We start from the raw sequence: 26,656 nt of genomic DNA on the forward strand, positions 1-26,656 counted from the left end.
AACACGAGATTACAAAACACCGAATGAGTTATTTAAAGGAATACCCACTCATTTACTTCGTCCATTACGGTGTTGCGCTTAATATGTGAATCCAAGTCTCATTTAAATTTACACAAAAGTTGAATCTATTGATATATTTTATACCAAGCACTCAATACGGTAATTTTAACTTCATTAATCTCCCATAAACATACGGCAAAAAATGACGAAAATAGATTTAAGCAATATGGTGACAGAAAGTCGCAATCCCGCCAGTTCCGACATTGATCAACTATCAACACTCGATATGCTGCGAGTTATCAATGATGAAGATAAAAAAGTGGCTATCGCCGTTGAAAAAACACTCCCGCAAATTGCCAAAGTAGTTGATAAGGTCGCAGAGGTGTTTCGTCAGGGCGGGCGTTTAATTTACAGTGGAGCCGGCACTTCTGGGCGTTTAGGTATTTTAGATGCCAGTGAATGTCCGCCAACTTATGGTACAAAACCAGAACAGGTGATCGGTTTAATTGCAGGGGGGCATCAGGCAATTCTGAAAGCGGTCGAAAATGCGGAAGATAACCGGAAGTTAGGCACAGGCGATCTTAAGGGACTACACTTTAATCAGCGGGATATCCTCGTGGGGATCGCAGCCAGTGGCAGGACACCCTATGTATTAGGTGCAATGGAATATGCTAAATCCGTTGGCGCTACCGTAGCCTGTATCAGTTGTAATCCTGTTAGCCCGATGACGCAATTGGCTGACATTGCTATCACGCCCGTAGTAGGGCCGGAAGTTGTGACAGGTTCTTCTCGCATGAAAGCCGGAACAGCACAAAAACTGGCGCTGAATATGATCACGACAGGTGCCATGATCCGCATTGGCAAGGTATATGGCAATTTGATGGTAGATGTGGAAGCCACAAATGCCAAGTTAATCGAACGTCAGAAAAATATTGTTATGGCTGCCACCGAGTGCAGCAGGGAAACCGCCGAAAAAGCCCTGAACGCCTGTAGTGGTCACTGTAAAACTGCAATTGTGATGATTTTATCGGGTATAAGTGCCGAAGAAGCCAAAAAATTATTGAAAAAGCATCAAGGGCTTATCCGGCCAAGCATCTCAAAAGACCGATAATCATTACCTCTTAGAAGGGGACATAAATGGCTAAAATTAGTCGGGAAATGCTGCTCGAAATACTCAACACCATTGGCGGGACGGATAATGTTGCACACAGTGGTAATTGTATGACCCGACTGCGGTTGACTCTACGCAATGATTCACTTATCGATAAAATCAGATTGCAGAAAATTGCGGGCGTCTTAGGCGTCATAGAAAGTGATGACCAACTTCAGATTGTCCTTGGCCCCGGTAAAGCTCAAACAGCCGCAGATATTATGAATACACTGCTCAGTGAATCATATAACCCCAATGAACTAAAACTTCATGTCACTGAGCATCATTCTGAAAACCTAAAAGATATCGCCACCTCAAACAAAAAACATCTCAAAGAAAAACAAACCAGTCCAATCCATAAATTTCTGTCTAAATTTGCCACCATCTTTACGCCTTTAATCCCCGGATTTATTGCTGTTGGTCTGTTATTGGGGTTTGCTACCCTGCTGGAGCAGATTTTTGTCAAAGACGCTGTGCATCCCGACACGACTTTGGTCGGGATGATCGGTTATATGAAAATCTTTAGCAAAGGCATGTTCAGTTTTCTGAGCATCCTGATTGGCTACAATGCGCAAAAAGCTTTTGGCGGATCAGGTGTTAATGGTGCAATTATCGCATCTTTATTCGTATTGGGTTATAACGCCGAAGCCAACAGCGGGTTCTATTCTGGCATAAATAATTTCTTTGGATTCGCCATCGATCCCCGAGGCAACATCATCGGTGTGCTGATTGCCTGTATTCTCGGTGCATGGGTAGAAAAGCAAATCCGCAAAGTCATGCCATCTGACCTCGATATGATCCTGACTTCTGCTATTACTCTGCTTATCATGGGTGCTGTTGCTTTTATCATCATTATGCCCGTCGGGAGTTATTTATTTACCACGATGTCATGGCTGTTCATGAACTTGAATGGTAACCCATTCGGCACAGCAATTCTGGCAGGTTTGTTCTTAATCGCTGTAATGTTTGGTGTGCATCAAGGCTTCGTCCCCGTCTATTTTGCCTTGATGGATGCACAGGGTTTCAACTCCCTGTTTCCTGTTCTCGCAATGGGCGGAGCTGGTCAGGTGGGTGCTGCGCTGGCGTTATATCTGAAAGCTCAAAAGGGTTCCTTGTTGCGCACTCAAATCAAAGGTGCCATCATTCCGGGGTTTCTGGGAATTGGGGAACCCTTGATTTATGGCGTAACACTGCCTCGCGTAAAACCCTTTGTCACCGCCTGTCTCGGTGGTGCAGTTGGCGGTTTTTTTATCGGTCTGATTGCCTGGTGGGGATTACCAGTCGGATTAAATAGTGTTTTCGGCCCTTCCGGTCTGGTCGCGCTGCCCCTGATGACCTCCAACAATGGTATCTTCACGGGCATGGCAGTATATAGTGCCGGATTGCTCGTCGCTTACCTATCAGGTTTTATACTGACATTATTTTTTGGCCGTAAAAATATTGACATGAATTGACTCTAGCCCCTAATTTTAGATGGAGCGAAGACCCTGAAACAGCGTCCCATAAAACACACTAGCTGACGCCTTATTTAACGTTATCTCATTTAAAACAACGATCCGAAAAACAATTATCCGAAAAACAATTAATTTCATAGCAATCAAAACATCATCAGGAGCAATTACAATGATGATACCGTGGCAACAACTTGAAACCGGTACTCTACTCAACTTAATTGAAAGTTTTGTCTTACGTGAAGGTACCGATTATGGTGATCAAGAAAAAACACTTGAACAAAAAGTACAGGATGTCAAACGGCAGCTTGAACGAGGTGAGGTTCTGCTGGTATGGTCTGAATTATATGAAACTGTCAATATCATGCCTAAAGAGATGTTCCGCCCATAAGGTTTGGCCCATTTTATCCATCATAAGATACTGATTAAAAAGATAATCCCAATTTTTATTGATAAGGAGTCTGTTCATGTCTGCCAAGTATCCTGTCATTGCAATCACTGGCTCCAGTGGAGCAGGAACGACAACGACCAGTGTAGCTTTTCGTAAGATTTTCCAACAACTTGATGTAACTGCTGCACTCATTGAAGGGGATAGTTTTCATCGTTATACTCGCCCAGAAATGGATGCTGAGATCCGAAAAGCGAAAGAGCAGGGCAGGCATATCAGTTACTTTGGGCCAGAAGCCAATGATTTCAACATGCTGGAAAAGACGTTTTATGATTATGGAGAAACAGGCAGTGGTCGCTGCCGCAAATACCTCCATACTTATGATGAAGCCGTTCCTTATAACCAAGTACCAGGCACTTTCACACCATGGGAACCGTTGCCGTCAAACACCGATGTCCTGTTTTACGAAGGGCTGCACGGCGGTGTTGTCACGCCACAACATAATGTCGCCAGCCATGTTGATTTGCTGATTGGTGTTGTACCTATAGTCAATCTGGAATGGATACAAAAACTGATCCGTGATACCAGCGAGCGTGGGCACTCTCAAGAAGCTGTCATGGATTCTGTTGTTCGCTCAATGGACGATTATATTCGCTATATCACTCCTCAATTTTCACGCACACACATCAACTTCCAGCGCGTTCCCACTGTTGATACCTCTAATCCTTTTTCTGCCAAGGCCATTCCTTCGTTAGACGAAAGTTTTATCGTGATCCGCTTTCGAGGTCTAACCCAAATTGATTTTCCTTATTTACTGGCAATGCTTCAGGGTTCATTTATTTCCAGTATAAATACTATCGTCGTGCCGGGTGGAAAAATGGGGTTGGCTATGGAGTTAATTATGGCACCGCTCGTCAAAAAATTACTGGAAGGTAAAAAGATCTCATGATCTAGGCTTCATTTTATTTTTAATAAAACAGGTAACAAAAAATAATGCTGCCTGTTTTATTAAAATAAATAAGTGATTTGTGTAGCGATGAATCAGCCTGATAAAAATCATAACCATGAAGAAGCTAATACATGCAAAAACAACGTGAAATACTTCACTAAAAGGACAGTATTCAGCATTATCTTTCGTTATTATAAATATAAAATCAATAAGACCACGTCTCTAGACCAATTTCTGGTAATCTGATAACCAGTTTAATATGCTGAAGTGATACAAGAGAAGACAGAAACGTTTTCCTATGTTACAAACAAGCCTACATGCGAGACTGGCAAGGTATATGGGTTAAAATCAATACACTTGTATATTGAAATTTTTATAATCCATATAAAATTCTCGTTTGTCAGTTTTTCAGCAAGTTAATATGTTAATCTATTGACTTTATAAAACTAGCCTTCAGAGAAACGGTCTGTTTCTCACTTCATAAAGGCAGAAATAACAACAGAGGATAAAGCGAATGGTTCTCGGCAAGCCACAAACAGACCCTACTCTTGAATGGTTTTTGTCACACTGCCATATTCACAAATATCCATCCAAGAGCACGCTTATTCATCAAGGCGAGAAAGCAGAAACGCTTTACTACATTGTTAAAGGTTCAGTTGCTGTTCTAATAAAAGATGAAGAAGGTAAAGAGATGATTCTCTCTTATTTAAATCAGGGAGACTTCATTGGTGAACTTGGATTGTTTGAAGAGGGGCAAGAACGTACAGCATGGGTGCGCGCTAAAAGTGCCTGTGAAGTGGCTGAAATTTCTTACAAGAAATTCCGCCAGTTAATTCAGGTTAATCCTGACATTCTAATGCGTTTATCTGCTCAGATGGCAAGTCGCCTGCAAACGACTTCCGAAAAAGTGGGTAACTTGGCTTTTCTGGATGTTACAGGCCGTATCGCCCAAACATTACTCAATCTGGCTAAGCAGCCTGATGCGATGACTCACCCTGATGGGATGCAGATTAAAATCACACGTCAGGAGATTGGACAAATTGTAGGTTGTTCACGTGAAACAGTTGGCCGCATTCTGAAAATGCTGGAAGATCAAAACCTGATCTCTGCACATGGTAAAACTATTGTCGTTTATGGAACCCGTTAGTTCCTGAAAAACCGGGCCAGTGTAATCCACGAGATTCCTACTGGCTTCTTTGTTCTGTTATTGCTTTATCTATCTGGCTGCCAGCTTATTTATTTAACCACCGCGCTATCGCTATATCCAGTCGTGCCATGCTTCTGCCATATCATCCTCAGGAATCACTAATGACGGCGTAAAACGCAGAATACCGTCTCCTGCACTCAATAACATCAGCCTCTGTTCAACCGCTATATCAGCTGGCCTGGGACCAAATCCATCGGCATATTTCGATTTTTCGCCTACCGAAACAGTAGAAAACATACGCCCGTGAAACGCTTGGTGAAAAGCAATGATTCTAGTTTTATTGGGATGATGGCAGGTGATCGCGTAACAACGAGCTAATTTAAATGCGGCTTCATTGGTAAGAATTTTACTGGCATGCCATAGCTTTTCGCCCTGCTGCCTTCCTCCTGACAGGAATAAAACTCGCGGGTGCATAAACCGGTAACATGACCTGATTGTATCTATTTAGGTCTTTTTCTGTATTTTCTACCATTTCCCTCACCTTGTTTTTATATTTGCCACACCAAAGTGAAATAATAGTCATTAAATATGAATAAAAAACCACATTATAGCAAATAAAAAAACAGGGGAGTGAGGGGTTTGGTGTTACCAGACTAATATTTAAGAAAATTATTCAACAACTCATGTCCTTGCTCACTAAGAATACTTTCTGGGTGAAATTGCACTCCTTCCAGTGGCAAAGTACGGTGGCGTATCCCCATGATTTCATCCACATCACCATTGCGTTGGCTCCATGCCGTTACTTCAAATGATGCCGGAAGGGTTTCCGCGGCAATAACCAAAGAATGATAACGAGTGACAGTCAAAGGATGATCCAATCCCTTGAATACCCCCTGCTGACAATGATGGAGCAAGCTAGTTTTTCCATGCATCACTTCACGGGCTTTGACTATGCTCGCACCAAAAGCTTGCCCTATCGCCTGATGCCCCAAACACACACCGAGAATAGGTAACTTCCCGGCAAAATGCGAAATCGCTTCCAGCGAAATCCCTGCTTCATTTGGCGTACAAGGCCCAGGTGAAATCACTAAATGCGTGGGTGCCAGCTTTTCGATATCTTCAAGCTGTAACTCATCATTGCGTTTAACTAAAACCTCTGTCCCTAACTCACAAAAATACTGATATAAATTGAATGTAAAAGAGTCGTAATTATCTATTATTAATAACATAGGAGTATATCCTACTGATTTTATAGTTTTATAAGTTATCCCACCCACATTGGGGTATTATGCATTATGTATCACGGTAAAATAAAATCAGGTAAACACTATTAACGGCAACGGAGTACTCATCATACCACAGAAGCACTGTTAGAATAGTAGCGACAGAGAAGGGAAACTCAGAAAAGAAAATGCAACTCCAACAATCAAGGGCGATTATCCGAGCATCTACTTATGGCTTAAAACCAATGGATTTCAAGAGGCAGGAACTTCTCATTAATCCCCAGAAACATAGACAGCTATGTGACTGGGGTAGTGAGCGCAGCCTACAAAACAGCAACTTAAAAGATGAAAGCTTATATCAGATTAAGGCTCGATCTTGGCTGACAAAATCACGATAGACTTTGCTGGTACATTTTGATAAGGACCAACATTTTCTGTCTTGACCTGAGAAATTTTATCAACCACATCCATGCCTTTTACCACTTTGCCAAAGACTGCATAACCAAAATCACGCTGACCATGGTCAAGGAAAGCATTATCGGTAACGTTAATAAAAAACTGGCTGGTTGCACTGTCTTTATCTGCGGTACGCGCCATCGCGATTGTGCCACGAAGATTACGCAAGCCATTATCCGCCTCATTCTTGATTGGCTCCCTAGTGGCTTTTTGCTTCATATCTTTTGTAAAACCGCCGCCCTGAATCATGAAGCCAGGAATCACACGGTGAAAAATAGTGTTGTTATAAAACCCTTCATTGACATACTCAACGAAATTCTTGGTGGTAATTGGTGCTTTATTACTATCCAACTCAAGTTCAATTTCTCCGGCTGATGTCATCAGCTTCACGTGAGTTTCAGCTGCCAATACTGGAGTAGCTATCACACCGATAGCACATGCAGCTATAAGCGACACAAAAATACGTTTAAACATTGATGGTTCCTTTATTTTTGAGGTCAACAACAAAACTCATTAAGTGTAATTCCCTATAGGGATAAGTTCCAAATATTTACCTACATTTACGGGTATTTTTAGGTGATTAGAAGAAAATCTATTTATGTAATTTTTATATTCGCATATTTTTGGGAGAGCTATTTTGGTAATAAACGCCATATTAATGCGCTTTCCGCGCCAAAGAACATAATTTATCAGAGGATAAAGATTCGGCAATATATACACAATGGATTTCAAGTTGCATCGCGACGGCAAGAGAGCAAATCCCCGGGAGCATAGATAACTATGTGACCGGGGTGAGCGAGCGCAGCCAACAAAGAGGCAGTTTGAAAGACGAAGTGTATAGTGATGCTAATTAAAAATTTGAACATAGGATGGTATAAGGTGTTTCCGAATATCAATATTCAACCCGTTTCCCGTAACATCAAAAAAGAACTAACGATTACTCATCGGTATTAGAAAAAACCGCAGAGCTAATTGAAGGGTTTGAGTCTCCCTATGGGACTGTTAAGCTACCGTCGATTGGCTCTTGTATACAGAAAAGCGCGACAACAATATCGACATTAATTTACGCCTGTCCACAAGCCGCCGCTCTCGGTATAATCACCGCGCTATTTTTTGCGTATTCCTCTGGGAGATAACCATTTTGACCATCAAACACTACAATTATCAAATGACCCACTTTGTCACGAGTGCACCTGACATTCGCCACCTGCCTCAAGCTACGGGCATTGAGGTCGCGTTTGCCGGTAGGTCAAATGCGGGGAAATCCAGTGCCCTGAATGCACTGACCCGCCAAAAGAGCCTTGCGCGTACCAGTAAAACGCCTGGCCGAACTCAGTTAATTAACCTATTCGAAGTAGAAGAAGGGATTCGCCTGGTGGATCTGCCGGGCTATGGTTACGCTGAAGTGCCAGAAGAAATGAAGCGCAAATGGCAAAAAGCCTTGGGAGAATATCTCCAGAAACGCGAATGCCTGCTGGGTTTGGTGGTTTTGATGGATATTCGTCATCCGCTGAAAGATCTGGATATGCAGATGATCGAATGGGCTGTTGTGATGCAAATCCCTGTCATGGTATTGCTGACCAAAGCCGACAAACTGGCATCCGGCGCCCGTAAGAGCCAGTTGGCGAAAGTCCGTCAGACATTGGCTGATCTGAATGGCGATGTTCAGATCGAATACTTTTCTTCCCTGAAAAAAATCGGCGTTGATAAACTCGAACAGAAGCTAGATATTTGGTTCAACCAGCCTGCCATTGAAACTGAGGTGGAGTAATATCCACCGGCGTTCACCGCATCCCGTCTACTTAATCCAATCGATTTCAATTTGCTGCTTTGCTAGCTGCAAATTGAAATATGGCAAGTATAAAACGAACATAAAAAAACGCCCCAGTCAAAAAAGATGACTGGGGCAGCTAATATTCAGCTAAATCCGATTACGTGAAGTAAAAGGTCTGAAAGATAGAACATCTTACCTCTGTACCCTACGCAGGCAACTTTACCCTATTCTTTCAATCAAAAAAAGATTTTTTTGTAATTAATTTTCATAAAATACTTCGATTCAGCCATTGTTCTTTAATCAAATTAGGTTTTATACTGTCTTTAATGTAGTTTAATTACATATTTGTGAGATCCAGATCTAATATAAAACCTAACTGAAATTGTTGTTACAAGCCTCTTCGCTGCGCAATAGGGATAATCTTCGTCGATTAAATAAACTGTGATTCCATAAAAATCATTCAATAAAAAAATATTTCTGCACAAACATAAAAACCTAAAAAAAGAACCGCAAAAATTCGGTTCTTTGATTTCTTCAGCGGATTTTTGATTGGCAAAATATCTGCCTGATTGATTCATCAGTGTGCCTGATCCCAGTCATCACCAATCCCGACATCAACTTTTAATGGCACATCAAGCTGCATACTTTTCTCCATCAATTCTCTGATTTTCTGCTCTGCCATCTCCAACTCAGATTCATGTACTTCAAACACCAATTCATCGTGAACCTGCATGATCATACGTACACCGGGTTTTTCGCTGACTATCCAATCATCTACCGTAATCATTGCCAACTTGATGATGTCCGCAGCCGTGCCCTGCATTGGTGCGTTGATGGCTTCACGTTCTGAAGCCTTACGACGCATGGCATTACGTGATTTGATGTCCGGCAAGTACAACCGCCGACCTTCCAACGTTTCAACAAACCCATGCTCAGCTGCTTGCTGACGTGTACGCTCCATATAAGCCAGTACCCCCGGATAGCGCTCAAAATAGAGATCCATGTAGCGTTGTGCTTCACCACGCGGAATACCTAACTGGCGGGATAAACCAAAAGAACTCATTCCATAAATCAGGCCAAAGTTAATCGCTTTCGCACTACGACGCTGTTCACTGGTTACTTGTTCCAGTGGCACACCGAACACTTCTGCGGCAGTCGCCCGATGGATATCTTTGCCCTGTGCGAACGCCTCCAGCAATCCTTTGTCCTGTGACAAATGCGCCATAATACGCAATTCTATCTGCGAATAATCTGCTGCCATAATGCGGTAACCTTCAGGCGCAATAAATGCCTGGCGGATACGTCTTCCCTCATCATTACGGACAGGAATGTTTTGCAGGTTCGGATCACGAGAAGAAAGGCGCCCGGTTGCAGTCACAGCCTGATGATAGGAAGTATGAACGCGGTTTGTCAGCGGGTTAACCATCTGGGGCAGCTTATCAGTATAGGTAGATTTCAGTTTGGCCAGCCCACGATGCTTCAAAATAACCCGGGGCAACTCATGATGTTCGGCCAGCTCTTCCAGCACTTCTTCATTTGTCGATGGCGCGCCATTTGGCGTCTTTTTCAGTACAGGCAAGTTCATTTTCTCAAACAGGATGACTTGCAGCTGCTTTGGCGAAGCCAGATTGAATTCTTCATCCGCCAACACATAAGCGGATTTTTCCAGCTCATCTAAACGCGCAGCAATTTCCCGTGAATGTTCTGCTAACGTTTGGGAATTGATCAATACACCTGTTCGTTCTATACGGGAAAGCACCGGTACCAACGGCATTTCAATTCCCTGGAACACTTTTTTCAGTGTCTCAGCGCTCTCTAACTGAGGATACATTGCCAGATGCAGTCGCAAAGTCACATCTGCATCTTCCGCTGCATATTTTGAGGCTTCCTCCAACGGAATTTGATTGAAAGTAAGCTGTTTCTTGCCTTTGCCCGCAATTTCTTCAAATGTCGTGGTTTTATAGCCCAGATAGCGTTCTGCCAGACTATCCATATCATGTCGCCCTCCCACGCTATTCAGTACATACGACTCCAGCATGGTATCAAAAACAATACCATCCAGAGCAACGTCATAACGCGCCAGAACGCCACGATCAAATTTCAGGTTCTGACCAATTTTGGGCAGATTGGCATCTTCCAGCAGTGGTTTTAATGCTGCAAGAACCTCATGCAGATCCAGTTGCTGTGGTGCATCCAGATAATCATGTCCCAACGGCAAATAAGCCGCTTCAATTTCTGACTCTCCCGCCACAATGGCAAAGGACATTCCCACCAAGTTGGCTGTCAGGGTATCCAGGCCATCAGTTTCGGTATCAAAAGAGAATGCCGGAGCTTGTTTCAATTTCTCAATCCACTCGTCAAGGGATTGGCGCTCAAGGATGGTTTGATAGCTTTCCGGTGAAATTTTGACGGAGGTTGACACTGCCGCTATCGAGTCTGATTTAGTACCGCCAGAGGCAGGTTTCTGACCTTTACCTTCCAGCCAATTGCCATTCTGCACGTCATTTATCCAGCGCTTAAATTCATAATGATTGAACAGAGCCAGCAATTCATCCACATCTGGTGGCACAACAGCAAGATCGATACAAACCCTATCCAATTCAACGTCAGTTTTAATTGTCGCCAATTGATAAGAAAGATAAGCCACTTCTTTATGCAGTTCCATTTTTCCGCTCAGTGTCTTAGCACCACGGAAGCTCAGTGTGGCAATCTCATCAAGACTGGAATAAATGTCATCCAGACCGCCAATACCCTGCAATAGCCCCAACGCGGTTTTCTCACCAACGCCCGGAATACCCGGAATGTTATCGGAAGAATCTCCCATCAGGGCAAGAAAATCAATGATCAGTTCAGGAGGAATACCATATTTTTCCGTGACCTCTTCCAGTCCCAGAATAGTATTGGTCATAGTATTAATCAGGGTAATGTTCGGTGTCACCAACTGAGCCATATCTTTATCGCCGGTGCTTATCAGAACAGAGCGTCCCTCTTGGTCAGCCTGCAATGCCAATGTGCCAATAACATCATCAGCTTCGACACCCGGTACAACCAAAAGTGGTAGTCCCATGGCTTTGACCATTTTATGCAACGGCTCAATCTGAGCACGCAAATCATCCGGCATAGGAGGGCGATGAGATTTATATTCAGCAAATAGCTCATCACGGAACGTTTTGCCCTTGGCATCAAACACGACCGCCACATGGCTCGGTTTATACTGCATGATTAAACTGCGCAGCATGTTCAGCACGCCATACATGGCGCCCGTTGGTTCTCCCGCACTGTTTGTCAGTGGAGGAAACGCATGATATGCGCGGTAAAGGTATGAAGAACCGTCAACCAAAATCAAGGGATTGTCTGCTATCTGTGCCATAAAATTTTCTTCGTCATTCTGTGAGATGTATAAAGAATAGAATGCCATACTGTGTCGTTATAGACGAATTTTGCGATAATTTTCTCGTGAGAACGTGCATTTTATGACAAATATCCTGAACAATGTTCTGTGGATAACTTTGTGCACAAAAAAATGGTATATAAAACAGATTTATGTTTATCACTGTAAAATGTGCGTAACAGAAGGTAAAAATCAATGAATTACAGAGAATATTAAAGAAATCTTGCAACTACTTAAAAATCACTGACTTGTGGATATTACCGGAGTTTATGTTATGAAAGGGGCTTTTCAGCAGGTATTGTGCCAGCTTTATCATGGCTGGCCCAATACCTATGTTATTTTATATTAATACTTAATGTTCTTATTTCATTGTAGCCATCGTTTGCATTACAACCATAGCCTGAGTATAACCATGTGACTTATTTTTTAGTTACCAGATAGTTCACAACATCGGAGTATTTTCGGGCATAATCCAGGGCTGTAGCCTCAATTCCACCATTATTAATCTGATATTTTCCATTAACAAAAACAGCCGGGACACTACGTAATCCCAAATCTTTGGCTGCCTGACGTTCTTTGGCTGCTACAGATTGTACAATAAAGCTATTCAATGCGGCATCGTAGTCTTCACCAGAGATCCCCGCTTTGATAAAGGCATTACGAATGTCATCCTTACTATTGATAGTGTGGCTTTTCTGAATACCATCAAACAAAATTGGAGTGACTTTATCTTCAATTTTCATAACTATGGCAACAGCCCAAGCATCCGTCAGAGCTTGCCCCAAAGGTCCCATAAAATCAACATGATAACGCTCCTTAGTGACCCCTGCCGGCAGATTTTTCTCAACAGTAGAAATAACGTGGTAGACATTTTCAAACTGATAACAATGGGGACAATAAAAAGAGAAAAAATCTAAAACCTGCGGCTGATTCGCAACCGGCTTTTCTAATTCAACATACTGTTTTCCTTCAGAAAAACCAGCGGCGGACGTATTAAATGCCATCAACGCTCCTGCCAATACTAGCCAAAACTTTTTCATAATGGTCTCCAGAAAATTAATATATAGGATTGAGTTGTAAAGGTGGTTCCTGTAACAACCTGATTTGTTCAGAGAAAAGACTTATTTGTTTAAACCAAAAATCGCTGTCAGCCATCCACGGAAATGCTTTAGGGAAAGCAGGATCTTGCCAACGACGAGCGACCCAAGCCAAATAATAGACCATTCGCATCGCACGCAGAGGTTCGACCAACGCTAATGTTTTTGGATCAAAGTCCATAAACTGACCATATGATTCAAGCAGGATATCCAGTTGAACCAGACGTTCCTGCCGTGAACCATTAAGTAACATCCACAAATCCTGCACGGCGGGGCCATTGCGGGCATCATCAAGATCGACAAACCATGCTTCATCACGCCACAAAATATTACCAGCATGGCAATCACCGTGCAGCCGCAGGGCTTGCCAGTTCCCATGCTCACACCACTGCTCAGCTACCGCTTTGTTCAATTCATCCAGTGCGGCCAAAAAACCTTTCTTATATCTAGCAGGAATTAGTTCACATTCAGACAAACATTGATGCGATTGATACAAATATTCCTCAATATTCAGCGTCGGACGGTGAGAAAATGTTTTTTTGCAGCCAATTTGATGCATTCTGCCCAGTAATTTTCCAACATCTTCCAACTGATCAAAATTGTCTGATTCGTACTGACGTCCCCCGACGCTTGGGAAAATGGCAAAAAGGAAGCCGCCATAATTCAGTATCGTTTTCCCATCAAACACCAGCGGTGCCGCAACGGGCAAATCTGCCTGCTGTAATTCATGCGTAAAATCATGCTCCTCTTGGATCTGCTGCTGACTCCAACGTAAGGGGCGATAGAATTTCACGACATAGCGCTTACGATCTTCATCCATGAACTGATAAACACGATTCTCGTAACTATTCAGTTCAGTCAAACCGGAATCGATATACAGGCCAGACTGCACCAACGCATCCATGATTAAATCCGGCGTAATATTCTGGAAATTAAAAGCCTTCGCTTCCGTCACAACACTATTTGTCACAACACTATTTGTCACAAGGCTATTTGTCACAAGACAATTCTCTCTTTATCAATCTTTAATAATGCCTCTGGCACGTAACAGGGCGGTCTTAAAATCTTCTTCATAATCTTTTTTTAACCCGGAATTTCAGCATGATTGTCCGTACCGCGCATTTTCAAGTGATAAATCACAATATCATCTGTAAGTTCAGTCAATGACCTGTAAAACCCGCTTCACCAGCCAGTTTTTGCAAAAGTTCGATAATTTCATTGAGGCGATGACATCTCATTTTTAATTCCTTATAAATAACTATACAAATTAGCAGGGTTAATGCTTCTGAGAAAGAATTGGTCTGTCAATCAGCGTAAAGTTATACTCCACCTCAAAGCAGCATCGTTAAATATTGATTCACAATGGCTATATATACCCAAACATTTCATTACCCAATATCAGGTAATTTAACATGACGCATCCAAAAATCAGTGGCGCAATTCTAGCTGGAGGGCTATCCACCCGCATGAGAGGGAATGACAAAGGATTGTTGCAATTCGATGGCGCACCATTATACCAACACATTGCCACAAAATTGCAGCCACAGGTGAACGAGCTATTAATCAATGCCAATCTCAATCTTGGGATTTATCAACAAAGTGGTTATCCCATCATACCGGATATCACTACCGATTTTTCTGGGCCGCTGGCAGGTATGCTGGCGGTATTGAAGAAAGCCATCCATGAATGGGTGGTCTTTGTTCCCTGTGATGTCCCCGATTTTCCTGAAAACCTTGTTACAAAACTGTGGCACTACAAACAACATGCCTGGGCAGCTTATGCACACGACTGTCAGCGCGCCCACCCTACCTTAGCGTTAATGCACCGCAGTTTAATCCCCCGACTGGAAAGCTATCTCGCTCTGGGGGACAGAAAACTGATGTTTTTTATGCAGATGATTAAGGCAAAAACGGTCTATTTTCCTAATCCCAGTGCTTTCACTAATTTAAATACACCAGAAGAGTGCCATGACTGGGAAAATAAGCATTGGGAATTCTGCCGGGAGTCAGCATGAGCCGCAACAACAATAACACAATGCTGCCCATACTGGGCATCACCGCTTATAGCGGAACCGGAAAAACAACGCTGTTAAAACAGATGGTTCCATTGTTGCGTCAGCAGAATATACGGATTGGACTGATTAAACATACTCATCACTATATGGATGTTGATTAACCGGATAAAGTAACAACATTTATCGCCGAGTGGTTATACCAATAAAAAAACGCCCTGATAGTAACGTTAAGGACGTTTTTCCCAATTTCAATCTGCAACCTTATTTCCGTAAATTAAAGATTGAAACATCCATGAAAGCAAATAATCCATTTCTGTAGGAAAAGTGGTTTTAGAATGGCAACAAAATCGTCAGTAAGAGCAGGTAAGGCCGATATTAAAGCAGTTTTGTTGGAAAATATGCCAAAAACCATCAGGATAGCGTTCAATTTCACTCTCTAGAAGAGTTGCTTTGTGCCATTCAAATTTTTTGAACCCTGCCTTCTCAATAGCACGCTCGTAATGTTCACGATCCCATCGATAAAATGTGACATCACTCGGTGGCATACTAAGAAACTCAGTTTGATAACGACTACCACCTTTCCATGACTCTTCACTCAGAATATTTATGCCATAAGCATCGAAGTTGCCCATTTTTAATTGAAATTCAGGTGAAATAGTGTAACCCATTAATTTACCAGAAGGTTTAAGATGGTCAGCAATAACCTGAAACATGGTCTCAAGATCTTCGGGTGATTCAGCATAGTTGAACAACCAGACAGCAACGACGATATCAAACTTACCAAATGATTTCATATCACAAACATTTTGTACGTGAAACTCTAGGTCATCACCATATTGTTCTGACTTTGTTCTGGCCAGTTCTATCATTTTTTCCGAAATATCTACGCCAACAACTTTTGAAGCTCCTCGTTTTCGCAATTCTCGACCAAAGTAACCGTACCCACAAGCCAAGTCCAAAATCGATTTTCCACGCACATCACCCACCATATCTAATACAGTACGAACCTCTAATGCACGTTGAGGAGAGCGTTGGATGAACTGTTCATAACTTTCGCCAATAGAATTATAATCTACCTCTTTTTTTACCATGATTATGCCCTCTAATAAATGGTTGTTATATTTCCCCTACTTTCCATGTTCCATGATCTCTGTGGCATCAATAGTGACAGAAATTATTTTTAGAGGGCACAGTCAATCAATGGTACTTTGGGGGAAACAGCCCATATATGAATTGCGGGCTGTCTAAGTGCTGAAAAAATACAAGATGATTACACGAAAGAATAACCTGAGAAATCTTTTCTATTACTCACCCTATTTTCTGTTATTCACCTTAATATATTCTCGTTCTTACTTCCCTTCTGGCATCAAACCAACAAAAGCAGTCTTTCTCCGTGGTTCAGTCATCAACGCTTCCAGTTTTTCGATACAACGCAGATAATGAGGCGTTTTCTTATGTGCCGCAACTGCCGCTTCGTCAGTATAAGCTTCATAAATATAGAAACGAGTAGGAATATTCTCATCACGCAGAACATCAAAGCGCAAATTGCCCGGCTCTTTAATAGAACCGAGGTGATTATCCCGAAATACTTCGATAAACTCGTCTACCTTGTCAGCTTTAACATTAATTTCCACTAGCGTGACGTGCATATTATTCCCCTTTAGCTTTTTCACTCAGGAACAGCTCATAAGCCTGAGCAGGCTTCTCATTGTGATGCACCACCGCCTGCACCGCTTTCAGCATCGCAACAGGCGCTTCGGACTGGAAGATATTGCGTCCCATATCCACACCAGACGCGCCCTGATCAATCGCCTGATAGCACATCTCAAGCGCGTCCAGCTCCGGTAATTTCTTACCCCCTGCAATCACAATCGGAACCGGGCAGCCCGCCACGATCCGCTCAAAACCGGTATCAACATAATAGGTTTTGATAATATTCGCCCCCATTTCTGCTGCAATGCGGGTCGCAAGTGAGAAGTAACGCTGATCACGGACCATATCTTTGCCGACGCCTGTCACTGCCATCGTTGGCATACCATAACGCATTCCCTGATCCACCAGCTTGATAATATTCTTGATGGATTGGTGTTCGTGTTCTGAGCCGATATAAACCTGAGCCGCCACAGCACAAACATTAAGCCGGAGTGCATCTTCCATCGCCACCGCGACAGCTTCATTGGAGAGTTCAGTCAGAATTGAATTAGCGCCAGACGCGCGCAACACCACCGGTTTATTGGTTGCAGGCGGAACCTGACTGCGCAGGATGCCCCGGGTGCACATCAGCACATCGGTATATTCAAACAGAGGGGCAATATTTATATCGATACGCTCTAAGCCTGTTGTTGGTCCCTGAAAATAACCGTGGTCAAACGCTAACATCACCGTTTTATTAGTCGCAGGATTGAAAATTCGTGACAAACGGGACTGCATACCCCAATCCAGCGCACCACAGCCCTTCAGTTCAAACAGAGCATTCTTTTGCGGTCTATCAATGCCAAAATCTTTACCGTCTTTGATATCATCTAAATCTGCCATTTCTTCCTCCAGAAAGGTGTCAGAGACAGGCTGTATTTCACAGCCTTATGACTCAGAAATCGTATTGGTTAAAAATTATATTGATTGATATTCTCTTTGGTAAAAATCACCCTTTCCGGCATGACAACAATGCCACTGCCTTTCGCTTCATAACGGTAGCCCTTGCACACTATTAGGTGAAATTTCAATGTCGCCAATATCAGGAATATTCAATTTATCTCCCACATTCAGATCGCCTTTTTACGATATCTCATTGGCAACATGAATAGCTATATACCTTCCGCAGTCTGCAAAGATTATCACTGCATCCAGTTTTCACAGACTAGATGTTTAGAAAAATGAAATAGAATACTTTCCTGCACAGAAAGACTGGGAAATAATAAAGGCTCTTTTGGCACAAGGTAAATGCCTAGCTAATGTGCTTTTGCAGGTATTGGATGATTAACAGTAGTGCCATCCACTACCAAACTTCCAGCATCAGCGTGAAGTCGATCCGCTTCAATACCATCAATGCTGAATGTGAACATTTATTTAAGATAAATCTGTTCGCCACTCTAATTCAAAACTTAAGATTTTTTCACTATTCAGATCACATTATCATGAAAAAATTAGATTCAAATTAAAATTGTTCAAATTTTTGTGAGAACCCTCTAATACATTAATTATTTTCATATTTATTCTCCCCCAGTGGATAAAGAAATTATTATGTCGATCAAATTAACCAAGAAATATCTATCCACTCCTGTGCCATATCGAATAAGAAGATAACGACAGACGAGGATAGCATCATGAATCAACGCGCTCATGCTCAACCATCAAGGAAGTATTTGATGGCGCTTGATGCAGGAACTGGCAGTATCCGTGCAGTTATATTTGATCTAGAAGGGAATCAAGTCGCCGTCGGACAGGCTGAGTGGATACACCAGACTGTACCGAATGTTGCTGGTTCTATGGAATTTGACCTCAAAAACAACTGGCAACTGGCCTGCCAATGTATCCGACAAGCACTGCAAAAAGCAGATCTGCCCGCTAATGCGATTCAAGGCGTTGCCGCCTGCTCAATGCGGGAAGGTATTGTCCTTTATAATCGCAACGGCGATCCCATTTGGGCATGTGCCAACGTGGATGCCCGTTCCAGCCATGAAGTCAGCGAGCTAAAAGAGCTTTACAATAATACCTTTGAGTCTGACGTCTATCGCTACTCCGGCCAGACACTGGCACTGGGCGCAATGCCGCGTTTGCTTTGGCTGGCTCATCACCGTGCTGATATCTACCAGCAAGCCAGTACCCTGACCATGATCAGCGATTGGCTGGCTTATATGCTCAGTGGCGAACTGGCGGTTGATCCTTCCAATGCGGGTACAACGGGAATGCTGGATTTAACCAGCCGCAATTGGCGACTAAGTTTGTTGGAGATGGCCGGACTTCGTTCCGATATTCTCTCTCCCGTCAAAGAAACCGGCACACTACTCGGCTATATCACGGAAAAATCAGCGGCCGAATGTGGCCTGAACAGTGGTACACCTGTGATTGTAGGAGGCGGTGATGTCCAACTCGGCTGCCTGGGCATTGGAGTGGTCAAACCTGCTCAAACCGCGGTACTCGGCGGAACATTCTGGCAGCAAGTCGTTAATCTTCCAGAACCCATCACCGATCCGAACATGAACATCCGCATTAACCCGCATATTATTCCAGGCATGGCACAGGCAGAATCCATCAGCTTCTTTACCGGTCTCACCATGCGCTGGTTCCGCGATGCCTTCTGCGCAGAAGAAAAACTGCTGGCAGAACGATTAGGCGTTGATACATATAGTCTGCTGGAAGATATGGCAGCACGGGTTCCTGCTGGTGCACATGGCATAATACCTATTTTCTCCGATGTCATGCGTTTTAAATCGTGGTACCACGCTGCGCCCTCTTTCCTCAATCTCTCGATTGATCCGGAAAAATGCAATAAGGCAACGCTATTCCGTGCATTGGAAGAAAACGCGGCTGTCGTTTCGGCATGTAACCTCGATATGGTTTCAGAGTTCTCTGGCATCAAAGCCGATTCTTTGGTCTTTGCCGGAGGGGGTTCGAAAGGAAAACTCTGGAGCCAAATTCTGTCTGACGTTACCGGATTACCTGTCAGAGTGCCTGTGGTTAAAGAAGCGACAGCCTTAGGTTGTGCGATCGCGGCAGGTGTTGGCGTTGGTTTATATGACTCCATGCCCACGACCGGAGAGAAATTAGTACGCTGGGATCGTGAATATCAACCGAACCTACACCACCGCGAGATTTATCAAAAAGCGAAGAAAGATTGGCAGGCAGTCTATGCAGATCAACTGCATCTGGTGGATGATGGATTAACAACCTCTTTGTGGAAAGCACCGGGGTTGTGATCCAATATTTAAAGAATAAACAGAGCAAGTCAGGCAGCTTGCTCTGCTACGTTAATCATTTGATTTTAAATATGGAAGGATCCACGTTGCATTGAAATCAGAAGAAAGGGCAGATTTATTTTAAGAAAGCACAATAATTGACCCTATTACTCATAATAAAGAGTTATCTCATAGTAACAAACTCTTCCGCCGCAGTCGGATGGATAGCAACGGTATTATCAAAGTCCTTTTTCGTTGCACCCATTTTCAACGCAACCGCAAAACCTTGCAGGATCTCATCCATACCAAAGCCGATACCGTGGATACCAACGATTTTTTCATTTTCCCCCACACAAACCAACTTCATCCGGCATGGCTGACGATGTTGCGTCACAGCGGTATACATCGCGGTAAATGATGATGTATAAACCTTAACTTGCTCATCACCATACTGCTCTTTTGCCTGCGGTTCCGTCAGACCAACAACGCCAATCGGTGGGTGGCTGAATACAACCGTTGGCACATTAGAATAATCCAGATGCTCTTTCGGTTTATTATTGAACAAACGCTCTGACAAACGACGACCTGCCGCAACTGCGACCGGCGTTAATTCCACCGCACCGGTGTTATCACCAACTGCATAAACACCATTAACATTGGTATTCTGGTACTTATCGACCTGGATATAACCTTTTTCATTCAGTTCAACACCAGTAGCAGACAAACTCAGATTATCTGTCATCGGCTCACGCCCAATCGCCCAGATCAAGGCATCAACCGTCTGCTTTCTACCATCCTGCAACTGAACAGTCAGGCTGCCATCACAATTCTTAATCACAGACTTTAATATTGCTTCCGTGTGCAGTGTTGGCCCTTCTTTTTTAATAACTTCCAGCAGAGTATCAACGATTAATGGGTCAAAAGTACGCAATGGTGCATGCTTGCGGACAAACAGATGAGTTTCACTACCCAGCGCATTCAAAACACCCGCAATTTCCACTGCAATATAGCCAGCCCCCACTACAGCAACACGTTTTGGCATCTCATCCAGTTCAAAGAAACCATCTGAATCAATGCCATATTCCGCACCGGGAAGATCAGGGCGAGAAGGACGACCACCTGTTGCAATCAAAATATGGTCAGCCGTGATCCTTTCACCATTAACCTCAACAGTATGTGCATCAATAAAACGGGCAATACCCTGAATAACATCTACCTTATTATTACCCAGTACTCGCTCATACGACTGATGAATGCGATCAATATAGGCAGTACGGCTGGCGATCAGTTTTTTCCAGTCAAAACGATTAACTGTAGTATCAAACCCATAATCGGGACCATATTGATGAATAGACTCCGCAATTTGGGCGGCATGCCACATTACTTTCTTCGGTACACAGCCCACATTAACACATGTTCCGCCCAATGCTTTTGCTTCAATCAGGGCACACTTCTGCCCATACATGGCCGCACGGTTAATGGAAGCAATGCCACCACTGCCACCACCAATTGCAATATAATCGTAATGTTTACTCATCTTAGGTCACTTCCGTCTAATCAATTAACTTACTGGCTAAAGTTCAATCTGGCGCTTATTATTACAAAAAGTTATCACCGACTGTGGACGATTCTGGCTTTTATTGCCATAAGGCGCAGCTATTAAAATGATTACGCCATACTGAACTCTCACCTTATTCAGGTACAATCCACTTCACCGAAGTATGCCCTGTTCCTTCAGGAACCAGTACCTGATGCAGCCACGGCAACACAGATTTCATCTGCTGTTCTAATTTCCACGGCGGATTAATAACTATCATGCCTGATGCCGTCATACCACGCTGATCACTATCAGGACGCACACCAAATTCGATCTGTAAAATTTTACGGATACCTGTTGCTTCCAGTTCTTTTATCATGCGTTTGATTTTCTGACGCAGCACAACGGGATACCACAATGCATAAGTGCCTGTTGCAAAACGCTTATATCCTTCCTGAATGCCTTGAATAACATTCTGATAATCCGATTTCAATTCATAAGAGGGATCAATCAACACAAATCCACGACGGTTTTTTGGAGGAAGTTTTGATTTCAGCTGCTGAAAACCATCGTCCCGCAGGACACGCGCACGTTGGTCACGGGAAAATTCCGTACGTAGTAAAGGAAAATCACTGGGATGCAATTCGCTCAGATTAAGCTCATCATATTCCCGCAACAAATGACGGGCAATCAGGGGAGAACCCGGATAATAGCGCAGGGAACCATTTGGATTCAGGGCTTTCACTACATCTATATACGCAGTCAATTCCTCAGGGATATCATCACGATGCCAAATACGGGTAATACCTTCAAGATACTCTCCTGTACGCTCCGCATACTCTCCGGTCAATTGATGACGACCTGCGCCAGCGTGGGTATCCAGATATAAGAAAGGTTTTTCTTTTATTTTAAATGATTCAATGATCAGGCTTTGCACCGTGTGCTTCAACACATCAGCATGATTGCCAGCATGGAAGCTGTGACGATAACTTAACATTCTATTTAACCCCGAGAGAAAAATATTGATAACTTGCCTGATGCCTTACCAGACAATTAAAGGAGCATTATAGCCCCATTCTCCACAAAAAAGATAAAAGCCTTCTTCGGTATCCTCTCCGTTGTTAATCCAGTTGAGTTTCAGGATCAAATCGAAATCAGCATGTAAAATTTTGGATAAGTATTTCCAATAACTTTAGGAATAATTCATGATGTCAAAAACTGTGATGTTATCTGTATTGATCGTTCTCAGTATGAGTGTTGCCTATGCCAGCCAAGATAAAACAGGATGTAAGATAAAGAGAAAAACGCTGGAAAAATAACTAGAATATGCTCAAAAAGATAAAAATAAGCGTCTGATAACAGGATTACTCCTAACCTTGGAAAACATCAAGAGTGTATGTTCTCTAGAAAAACGTTTGGAAGAACAAAACAATAAACCAAAAACTGCGAAAAATAACTTGGCTGACAAAAAGTGCAGGCCAAGAAAAAATAACTGGCCTGCCTCAACTCTGTATCAATATTGCTCATATTCACGAAAGAAATGAGAGAAGATTATAGATTTTTTCCCCTAACTTGCTGTGCATTAGAAGGAGAAATCTTGTAGTAAACTTTATCACTCAAGAGTGGCTCATTTTCAATCTCAACTGAAAGAATGGAATTATCTTTAGAAATCGCATAGTGACTAAAATAACCCCCTTCTTTTTCATAAGGATAATGAAAATTAGGTTTGATAAACTTTTTTTCATAAGGATCATCCGAATGATGATACTCATCTGAATAAACTACCTTTTTATTCCTGACAAAAATTATTTTATAAAAAATATTGGTTTCTTTATTAAAATCCGCACCGATAATATGTTCAATATCTTCACGGCCCATTCCTTTATCAATGATATACATTTTATCCCAGTCAAAAGGGGTAATCTTACTTATATCAATCAAACAGGCTGTGTTTTTCTGGCAATGCTTATCGGCATAACCAATAATGCCCACTCGGCTGTTATTAAAAAATAAAAACAAAATGGCAATTCCCAATATTAAGGAAAATACGATAATATTATTTTTGTTGACAACATGGAAAAACATCATTCCCCCCTTCATAATCAAGTCTGACATGAGAAAACGGATTTTGAATATTAACCTTGAAAATCAAAAAATTACTATTAAACTTGCCATGTCAATTTTATCATTCTCCCCAAATCATGATATTTATAAACAAAATCAACAAAAGACACCCTCGGCTTTCAACTACAGCCTGATATTTTTGGGGTTTACAATATGTCATGAATACAATATGTCATGAAGGTATATCTTAAATTTCGGATACAACTCCACATCACCTACAATCAACTATTTTACAATTGCTATTTGATAACTTAAGTACGATTTACAAGATAAAAATTGACACTTACTTCTGTTTTTCAATACCAGAAATGTAGTATACAAATACTCTGGATAGGGAAAAAGTATAGTAATTGTACTAGCGATTTTTCTGATTTCAAATAGAAAAATATGGTTAACAAATAATAAATGAAGAAAATGATTACTAACGTTATTTACTAATAGTTTTAACAGAATTAAGTTTGTAGAACTTTCAGAAAAAACACCAATCTGTATAAATAACCAGTATTTTTAATGCGATTTAATCCTAGGTATGGATTATTTTTAGGTAAAAATGCTTATTCATCATTTAAAGCCGCTAAAACAGAACGTTATTACACCGTGGGATACGTCCCGCAAAACGACAGGGCCACAGCCTCAAACAGCAATACCGGAGCCAGCGCGAGCAAATCAGTGAAATTAAGCTGCGAATGCGTGAGCTGATTGGCGACTACAAAAGCCGCTAAGGGCGGGGAGTGAGCCGCTCTCAAAAAACAAAGCCGGAAGATCACGGGGATCTTTCCGGCTTTAAATTTAACCGATTTAATTATTCATATTTTCCAGTGAACATAAACCCTTCAAGCTCTTGTGCTTTAATGAATTCGGACACTTTGGTAAAGGAATAGAATGACTTTAATTAAGGTGTCTTGATGAAACGAAAATCACCCCAAAAATTTACCGATAACTTTAAAAGAGAAGCGGTCAATCTGGTTGTTGAACAGAGCTATACAGTCCCACAGGCAGCTGAAACCTTAGGTATTCCAACAAAACTCCTGCATACGTGGCGGAAACATTATGATTGGATTATCTGCATTATTACAATTTAACACGATTGCACACGGCCAATAATGATTTAACACCCGTGGAATATGAAATGGCCTTCGTAAACGTGTCCGATTTTTCTTGAGCAGAACAGTTGTTATCGGCCCACAAACGGATACAACCTGCAATAATGAATGAACAGCCTGATTGATTGGGGAAGTCCTTATCGTGCTTTAAATTCCGTTTTCTGAGACTTCCCCTAATTAGCTATCTGATTATGATTAGTTTATTAAAAACACCCTATGCTCCCGATAAGCTAATGAATAGCCCTGCAATCGTTGCACTCATGAGATTCGAGAGTGTTGCTGCCAGTAATGCCCTGAATCCCAATTGAGCGATATCTGACGCTTTTTGAGGGGCAACCGCGATGAACGCCCCCACAACGACAGCAATCGAGCCGAAATTCGCAAAACTGCAAAGTGCAAACGAAATCACGGCAATGGTTTTCGTGTCCAATAAGACCGCTGGGTCTGTTAAGTAAGAAGAAAAACTGACATAGGCAACAAACTCGTTAATTGCCAATTTCTGACCGATCAGACTGCCAACCAGATCGGTATGCTCCTGACTTACGCCCATCAGATAGGCCAAGGGTGAAAATAGATAGCCAAATAACTGCTCTAAACTTATCCCTGTCAGGCCAAATAAGTTACCAATGCTGCCGATAACACCATTGATCATCGCAATCATTGCAATAAATGCCATAACAACTGCACCGACGGCAACGGCAATTTTTAATCCCAGCATGGCCCCGTTCGCGGCGGCTTCAATGATGCTGGCAGGACGGTTGTCACTGAATGAAATTTGGTCAAATTGGACTTGAGAGGATTCTGTGGCCGGACTCAGCAAGCGTGCAAACAAGATCCCGCCAGGGATCGCCATCAAGGATGCCGCCAAAAGATACTCAATGGGTACACCCAATCCGGCATAACCGATTAACATAGAGCCAGCAAGAGAAGCCATTCCACTGCACATGACGGTAAACAGCTCATTACGGTTCATTTTTTTAATAAAAGGCTTTAGGATCGCGGGCAGCTCATTTTGCCCTAAAAATATGGTCGTCACCGCCGCGAATGACTCTATTTTGCTGATACGCATCGTTTTCTGGAATACATATGCCAGAGAGTGAATTATCCATTTCATCACTCCGAGATAATAGAGAACTGAAATGAGTGCAGTCACAAAGATAATGGCCGGTAGAACTTGAAATGCAAAGATGAAACCTTTTCCATCGAACAGTTCATTCATTTTGGCGCTGACTAAGCTGCCGAAGATGAATGTGCTTCCTGCCTCGCTGTAGGCCAGTATAGCGCTGACACCGCTGGCGAGAGTTTGAAGGAGCCACTTTCCCGCAGGGATATAGAGCATGATAGCGCCAAGGCTAATTTGCAATAACAGCGCGGCACCTATTGTCCGAAGACTGATCATTTTCTTATTAACTGAAAAAATGTATCCGATAAAAAGCAATAAAAAAATACCGATTATACTGCGAAGAATATCCATTCATTTTTCCTTTTGAGTCCATTGAGAACGTTACTGTTCATCTGTGGAGAAGTATTGTTAATACATCACGGTAAAATATTGATTCAGTGTATTTGCGTATTAATGACAATTTTTGTGGTTAATTTCGCATTATTTAAAATTAATTCGATATTGGCACTGAAATTGACACCCTCAGCGAGTTAGCCTACTTTGTTAAATTGTATGTATTCTATGCTAACAATTTTTGATAACAAAATGGAATTTATATATTCCTGATGATTTATTTCATTCAACTGGGCTTTATTGTAGATAATTACTCGTATAATAAAAATAATTATATCTAATTACTGGGTGATACATTATCTTTTTATAATTGCACCCTCATATTATTTTTTATAAAGAAGAAACTTGGATTCACATATTAAGCGCAACACCGTAATGGACGAAGTAAATGAGTGGGTATTCCTTTAAATAACTCATTCGGTGTTTTGTAATCTCGTGTT

Annotated in this window: 22 protein-coding genes and 5 pseudogenes; 11 read left to right on the top strand and 16 right to left on the bottom strand. The window is 42.2% G+C overall.

What is annotated here, in order from left to right; all coding sequences use genetic code 11:
• Positions 1 to 202 precede the first annotated feature (202 nt).
• The 5 genes from murQ (at position 203) to crp (ending at position 5,085) form a co-directional block, all read left to right on the top strand.
• A complete protein-coding gene (gene murQ / locus BM329_RS12035) occupies positions 203 to 1,111 on the top strand; it encodes an N-acetylmuramic acid 6-phosphate etherase (RefSeq protein WP_092553465.1) in 909 nt (302 codons plus the stop codon).
• 26 nt (positions 1,112 to 1,137) lie between these two features.
• The gene (murP, locus tag BM329_RS12040) at positions 1,138 to 2,604 is read left to right on the top strand and encodes a PTS N-acetylmuramic acid transporter subunit IIBC (RefSeq protein ID WP_092553468.1); all 1,467 of its coding nucleotides are present in this window, start codon (positions 1,138 to 1,140) and stop codon (positions 2,602 to 2,604) included.
• Positions 2,605 to 2,773: 169 nt separating this feature from the next.
• A complete protein-coding gene (locus BM329_RS12045) occupies positions 2,774 to 2,992 on the top strand; it encodes a YheU family protein (RefSeq protein ID WP_092553471.1) in 219 nt (72 codons plus the stop codon).
• A gap of 76 nt (positions 2,993 to 3,068) precedes the next feature.
• Entirely contained in the window at positions 3,069 to 3,938 is an 870-nt protein-coding gene (locus BM329_RS12050) for a phosphoribulokinase (RefSeq protein ID WP_092553474.1), read from the top strand.
• Between the two features lie 514 nt (positions 3,939 to 4,452).
• Positions 4,453 to 5,085 carry a cAMP-activated global transcriptional regulator CRP gene (gene crp, locus BM329_RS12055; RefSeq protein ID WP_004240730.1) on the top strand — a complete coding sequence of 211 codons (633 nt, stop codon included), beginning with the start codon at positions 4,453 to 4,455 and terminating at the stop codon, positions 5,083 to 5,085.
• Between the two features lie 225 nt (positions 5,086 to 5,310).
• Here crp and BM329_RS12060 read toward each other — a convergent pair.
• The 3 genes and pseudogenes from BM329_RS12060 to ppiA all read right to left on the bottom strand — a co-directional run.
• Positions 5,311 to 5,617, bottom strand: a pseudogene (locus tag BM329_RS12060) (aminotransferase class III-fold pyridoxal phosphate-dependent enzyme); the annotation flags it as partial.
• 121 nt (positions 5,618 to 5,738) lie between these two features.
• On the bottom strand, positions 5,739 to 6,314 hold the full coding sequence (locus BM329_RS12065; protein ID WP_092553477.1) for an aminodeoxychorismate synthase component II: 576 nt from the start codon (positions 6,312 to 6,314) through the stop codon (positions 5,739 to 5,741).
• A 357-nt stretch (positions 6,315 to 6,671) separates the two neighbouring features.
• Entirely contained in the window at positions 6,672 to 7,238 is a 567-nt protein-coding gene (gene ppiA, locus BM329_RS12070) for a peptidylprolyl isomerase A (protein WP_092553480.1), read from the bottom strand.
• A gap of 667 nt (positions 7,239 to 7,905) precedes the next feature.
• Between ppiA and yihA the strand changes: the two genes are divergently transcribed.
• Complete coding sequence (yihA, locus tag BM329_RS12075) at positions 7,906 to 8,535, top strand: ribosome biogenesis GTP-binding protein YihA/YsxC (protein WP_092553483.1); 630 nt, start codon at positions 7,906 to 7,908, stop codon at positions 8,533 to 8,535.
• Positions 8,536 to 8,681: 146 nt separating this feature from the next.
• Here yihA and spfP read toward each other — a convergent pair whose 3' ends face one another.
• The 5 genes and pseudogenes from spfP to BM329_RS12095 all read right to left on the bottom strand — a co-directional run bounded on the left by spfP (position 8,682) and on the right by BM329_RS12095 (position 14,264).
• Entirely contained in the window at positions 8,682 to 8,729 is a 48-nt protein-coding gene (spfP, locus tag BM329_RS15370) for a small protein SpfP (RefSeq protein ID WP_438361642.1), read from the bottom strand.
• A 386-nt stretch (positions 8,730 to 9,115) separates the two neighbouring features.
• On the bottom strand, positions 9,116 to 11,908 hold the full coding sequence (gene polA / locus BM329_RS12080) for a DNA polymerase I (RefSeq protein ID WP_092553486.1): 2,793 nt from the start codon (positions 11,906 to 11,908) through the stop codon (positions 9,116 to 9,118).
• A 440-nt stretch (positions 11,909 to 12,348) separates the two neighbouring features.
• Positions 12,349 to 12,969 carry a thiol:disulfide interchange protein DsbA gene (dsbA, locus tag BM329_RS12085; RefSeq protein ID WP_092553489.1) on the bottom strand — a complete coding sequence of 207 codons (621 nt, stop codon included), beginning with the start codon at positions 12,967 to 12,969 and terminating at the stop codon, positions 12,349 to 12,351.
• A 16-nt stretch (positions 12,970 to 12,985) separates the two neighbouring features.
• The gene (locus tag BM329_RS12090; RefSeq protein WP_092553522.1) at positions 12,986 to 13,981 is read right to left on the bottom strand and encodes a serine/threonine protein kinase; all 996 of its coding nucleotides are present in this window, start codon (positions 13,979 to 13,981) and stop codon (positions 12,986 to 12,988) included.
• A gap of 63 nt (positions 13,982 to 14,044) precedes the next feature.
• Positions 14,045 to 14,264: pseudogene (locus BM329_RS12095) on the bottom strand (DUF1040 family protein).
• A gap of 174 nt (positions 14,265 to 14,438) precedes the next feature.
• Between BM329_RS12095 and mobA the strand changes: the two are divergent.
• Both mobA and BM329_RS12105 read left to right on the top strand, forming a co-directional pair.
• The gene (gene mobA / locus BM329_RS12100) at positions 14,439 to 15,041 is read left to right on the top strand and encodes a molybdenum cofactor guanylyltransferase MobA (protein WP_092553492.1); all 603 of its coding nucleotides are present in this window, start codon (positions 14,439 to 14,441) and stop codon (positions 15,039 to 15,041) included.
• Positions 15,038 to 15,199: pseudogene (locus tag BM329_RS12105) on the top strand (molybdopterin-guanine dinucleotide biosynthesis protein MobB); the annotation flags it as partial. The gene mobA and the pseudogene BM329_RS12105, both read left to right, overlap by 4 nt.
• A gap of 192 nt (positions 15,200 to 15,391) precedes the next feature.
• Here the strand turns inward: BM329_RS12105 and BM329_RS12110 are convergent.
• From BM329_RS12110 to BM329_RS15080, 4 genes and pseudogenes are all read right to left on the bottom strand, one after another.
• Positions 15,392 to 16,132 carry a class I SAM-dependent DNA methyltransferase gene (locus BM329_RS12110; protein ID WP_092553495.1) on the bottom strand — a complete coding sequence of 247 codons (741 nt, stop codon included), beginning with the start codon at positions 16,130 to 16,132 and terminating at the stop codon, positions 15,392 to 15,394.
• A 258-nt stretch (positions 16,133 to 16,390) separates the two neighbouring features.
• Positions 16,391 to 16,690, bottom strand: a complete 300-nt coding sequence (gene lsrG, locus BM329_RS12115) for a (4S)-4-hydroxy-5-phosphonooxypentane-2,3-dione isomerase (protein ID WP_092553498.1) — start codon at positions 16,688 to 16,690, stop codon at positions 16,391 to 16,393.
• A gap of 1 nt (position 16,691) precedes the next feature.
• Positions 16,692 to 17,576 carry a 3-hydroxy-5-phosphonooxypentane-2,4-dione thiolase gene (gene lsrF, locus BM329_RS12120; RefSeq protein ID WP_092553501.1) on the bottom strand — a complete coding sequence of 295 codons (885 nt, stop codon included), beginning with the start codon at positions 17,574 to 17,576 and terminating at the stop codon, positions 16,692 to 16,694.
• A gap of 68 nt (positions 17,577 to 17,644) precedes the next feature.
• Positions 17,645 to 17,816, bottom strand: a pseudogene (locus tag BM329_RS15080) (autoinducer 2 ABC transporter substrate-binding protein LsrB); the annotation flags it as partial.
• A gap of 548 nt (positions 17,817 to 18,364) precedes the next feature.
• Here BM329_RS15080 and lsrK point away from each other — a divergent pair.
• The gene (gene lsrK / locus BM329_RS12135) at positions 18,365 to 19,957 is read left to right on the top strand and encodes an autoinducer-2 kinase (protein ID WP_177216261.1); all 1,593 of its coding nucleotides are present in this window, start codon (positions 18,365 to 18,367) and stop codon (positions 19,955 to 19,957) included.
• Between the two features lie 163 nt (positions 19,958 to 20,120).
• On the opposite strand, the gene gorA is transcribed toward lsrK, so the two are convergent.
• The 3 genes from gorA to BM329_RS12155 form a co-directional block, all read right to left on the bottom strand.
• Entirely contained in the window at positions 20,121 to 21,473 is a 1,353-nt protein-coding gene (gorA, locus tag BM329_RS12140) for a glutathione-disulfide reductase (protein ID WP_092553507.1), read from the bottom strand.
• A gap of 154 nt (positions 21,474 to 21,627) precedes the next feature.
• Positions 21,628 to 22,470 carry a 23S rRNA (adenine(2030)-N(6))-methyltransferase RlmJ gene (locus BM329_RS12145; protein WP_092553510.1) on the bottom strand — a complete coding sequence of 281 codons (843 nt, stop codon included), beginning with the start codon at positions 22,468 to 22,470 and terminating at the stop codon, positions 21,628 to 21,630.
• A gap of 554 nt (positions 22,471 to 23,024) precedes the next feature.
• Positions 23,025 to 23,588: a hypothetical protein gene (locus BM329_RS12155; protein WP_245759077.1), complete on the bottom strand. Its 564-nt coding sequence runs from the start codon at positions 23,586 to 23,588 to the stop codon at positions 23,025 to 23,027.
• A 914-nt stretch (positions 23,589 to 24,502) separates the two neighbouring features.
• On the opposite strand from BM329_RS12155, the gene BM329_RS12165 reads away from it, so the two are divergent.
• Positions 24,503 to 24,679, top strand: coding sequence for a transposase (locus BM329_RS12165; protein ID WP_092553516.1), 177 nt, complete (start codon positions 24,503 to 24,505; stop codon positions 24,677 to 24,679).
• Positions 24,658 to 24,759, top strand: a pseudogene (locus BM329_RS15345) (hypothetical protein); the annotation flags it as partial. The gene BM329_RS12165 and the pseudogene BM329_RS15345, both read left to right, overlap by 22 nt.
• A 155-nt stretch (positions 24,760 to 24,914) precedes the next feature.
• Here the strand turns inward: BM329_RS15345 and BM329_RS12170 are convergent.
• Entirely contained in the window at positions 24,915 to 26,174 is a 1,260-nt protein-coding gene (locus BM329_RS12170) for a NupC/NupG family nucleoside CNT transporter (RefSeq protein WP_092553519.1), read from the bottom strand.
• Positions 26,175 to 26,656: the final 482 nt, after the last annotated feature.

This window comes from Xenorhabdus koppenhoeferi (assembly GCF_900116635.1).
Taxonomy (GTDB): domain Bacteria; phylum Pseudomonadota; class Gammaproteobacteria; order Enterobacterales; family Enterobacteriaceae; genus Xenorhabdus; species Xenorhabdus koppenhoeferi.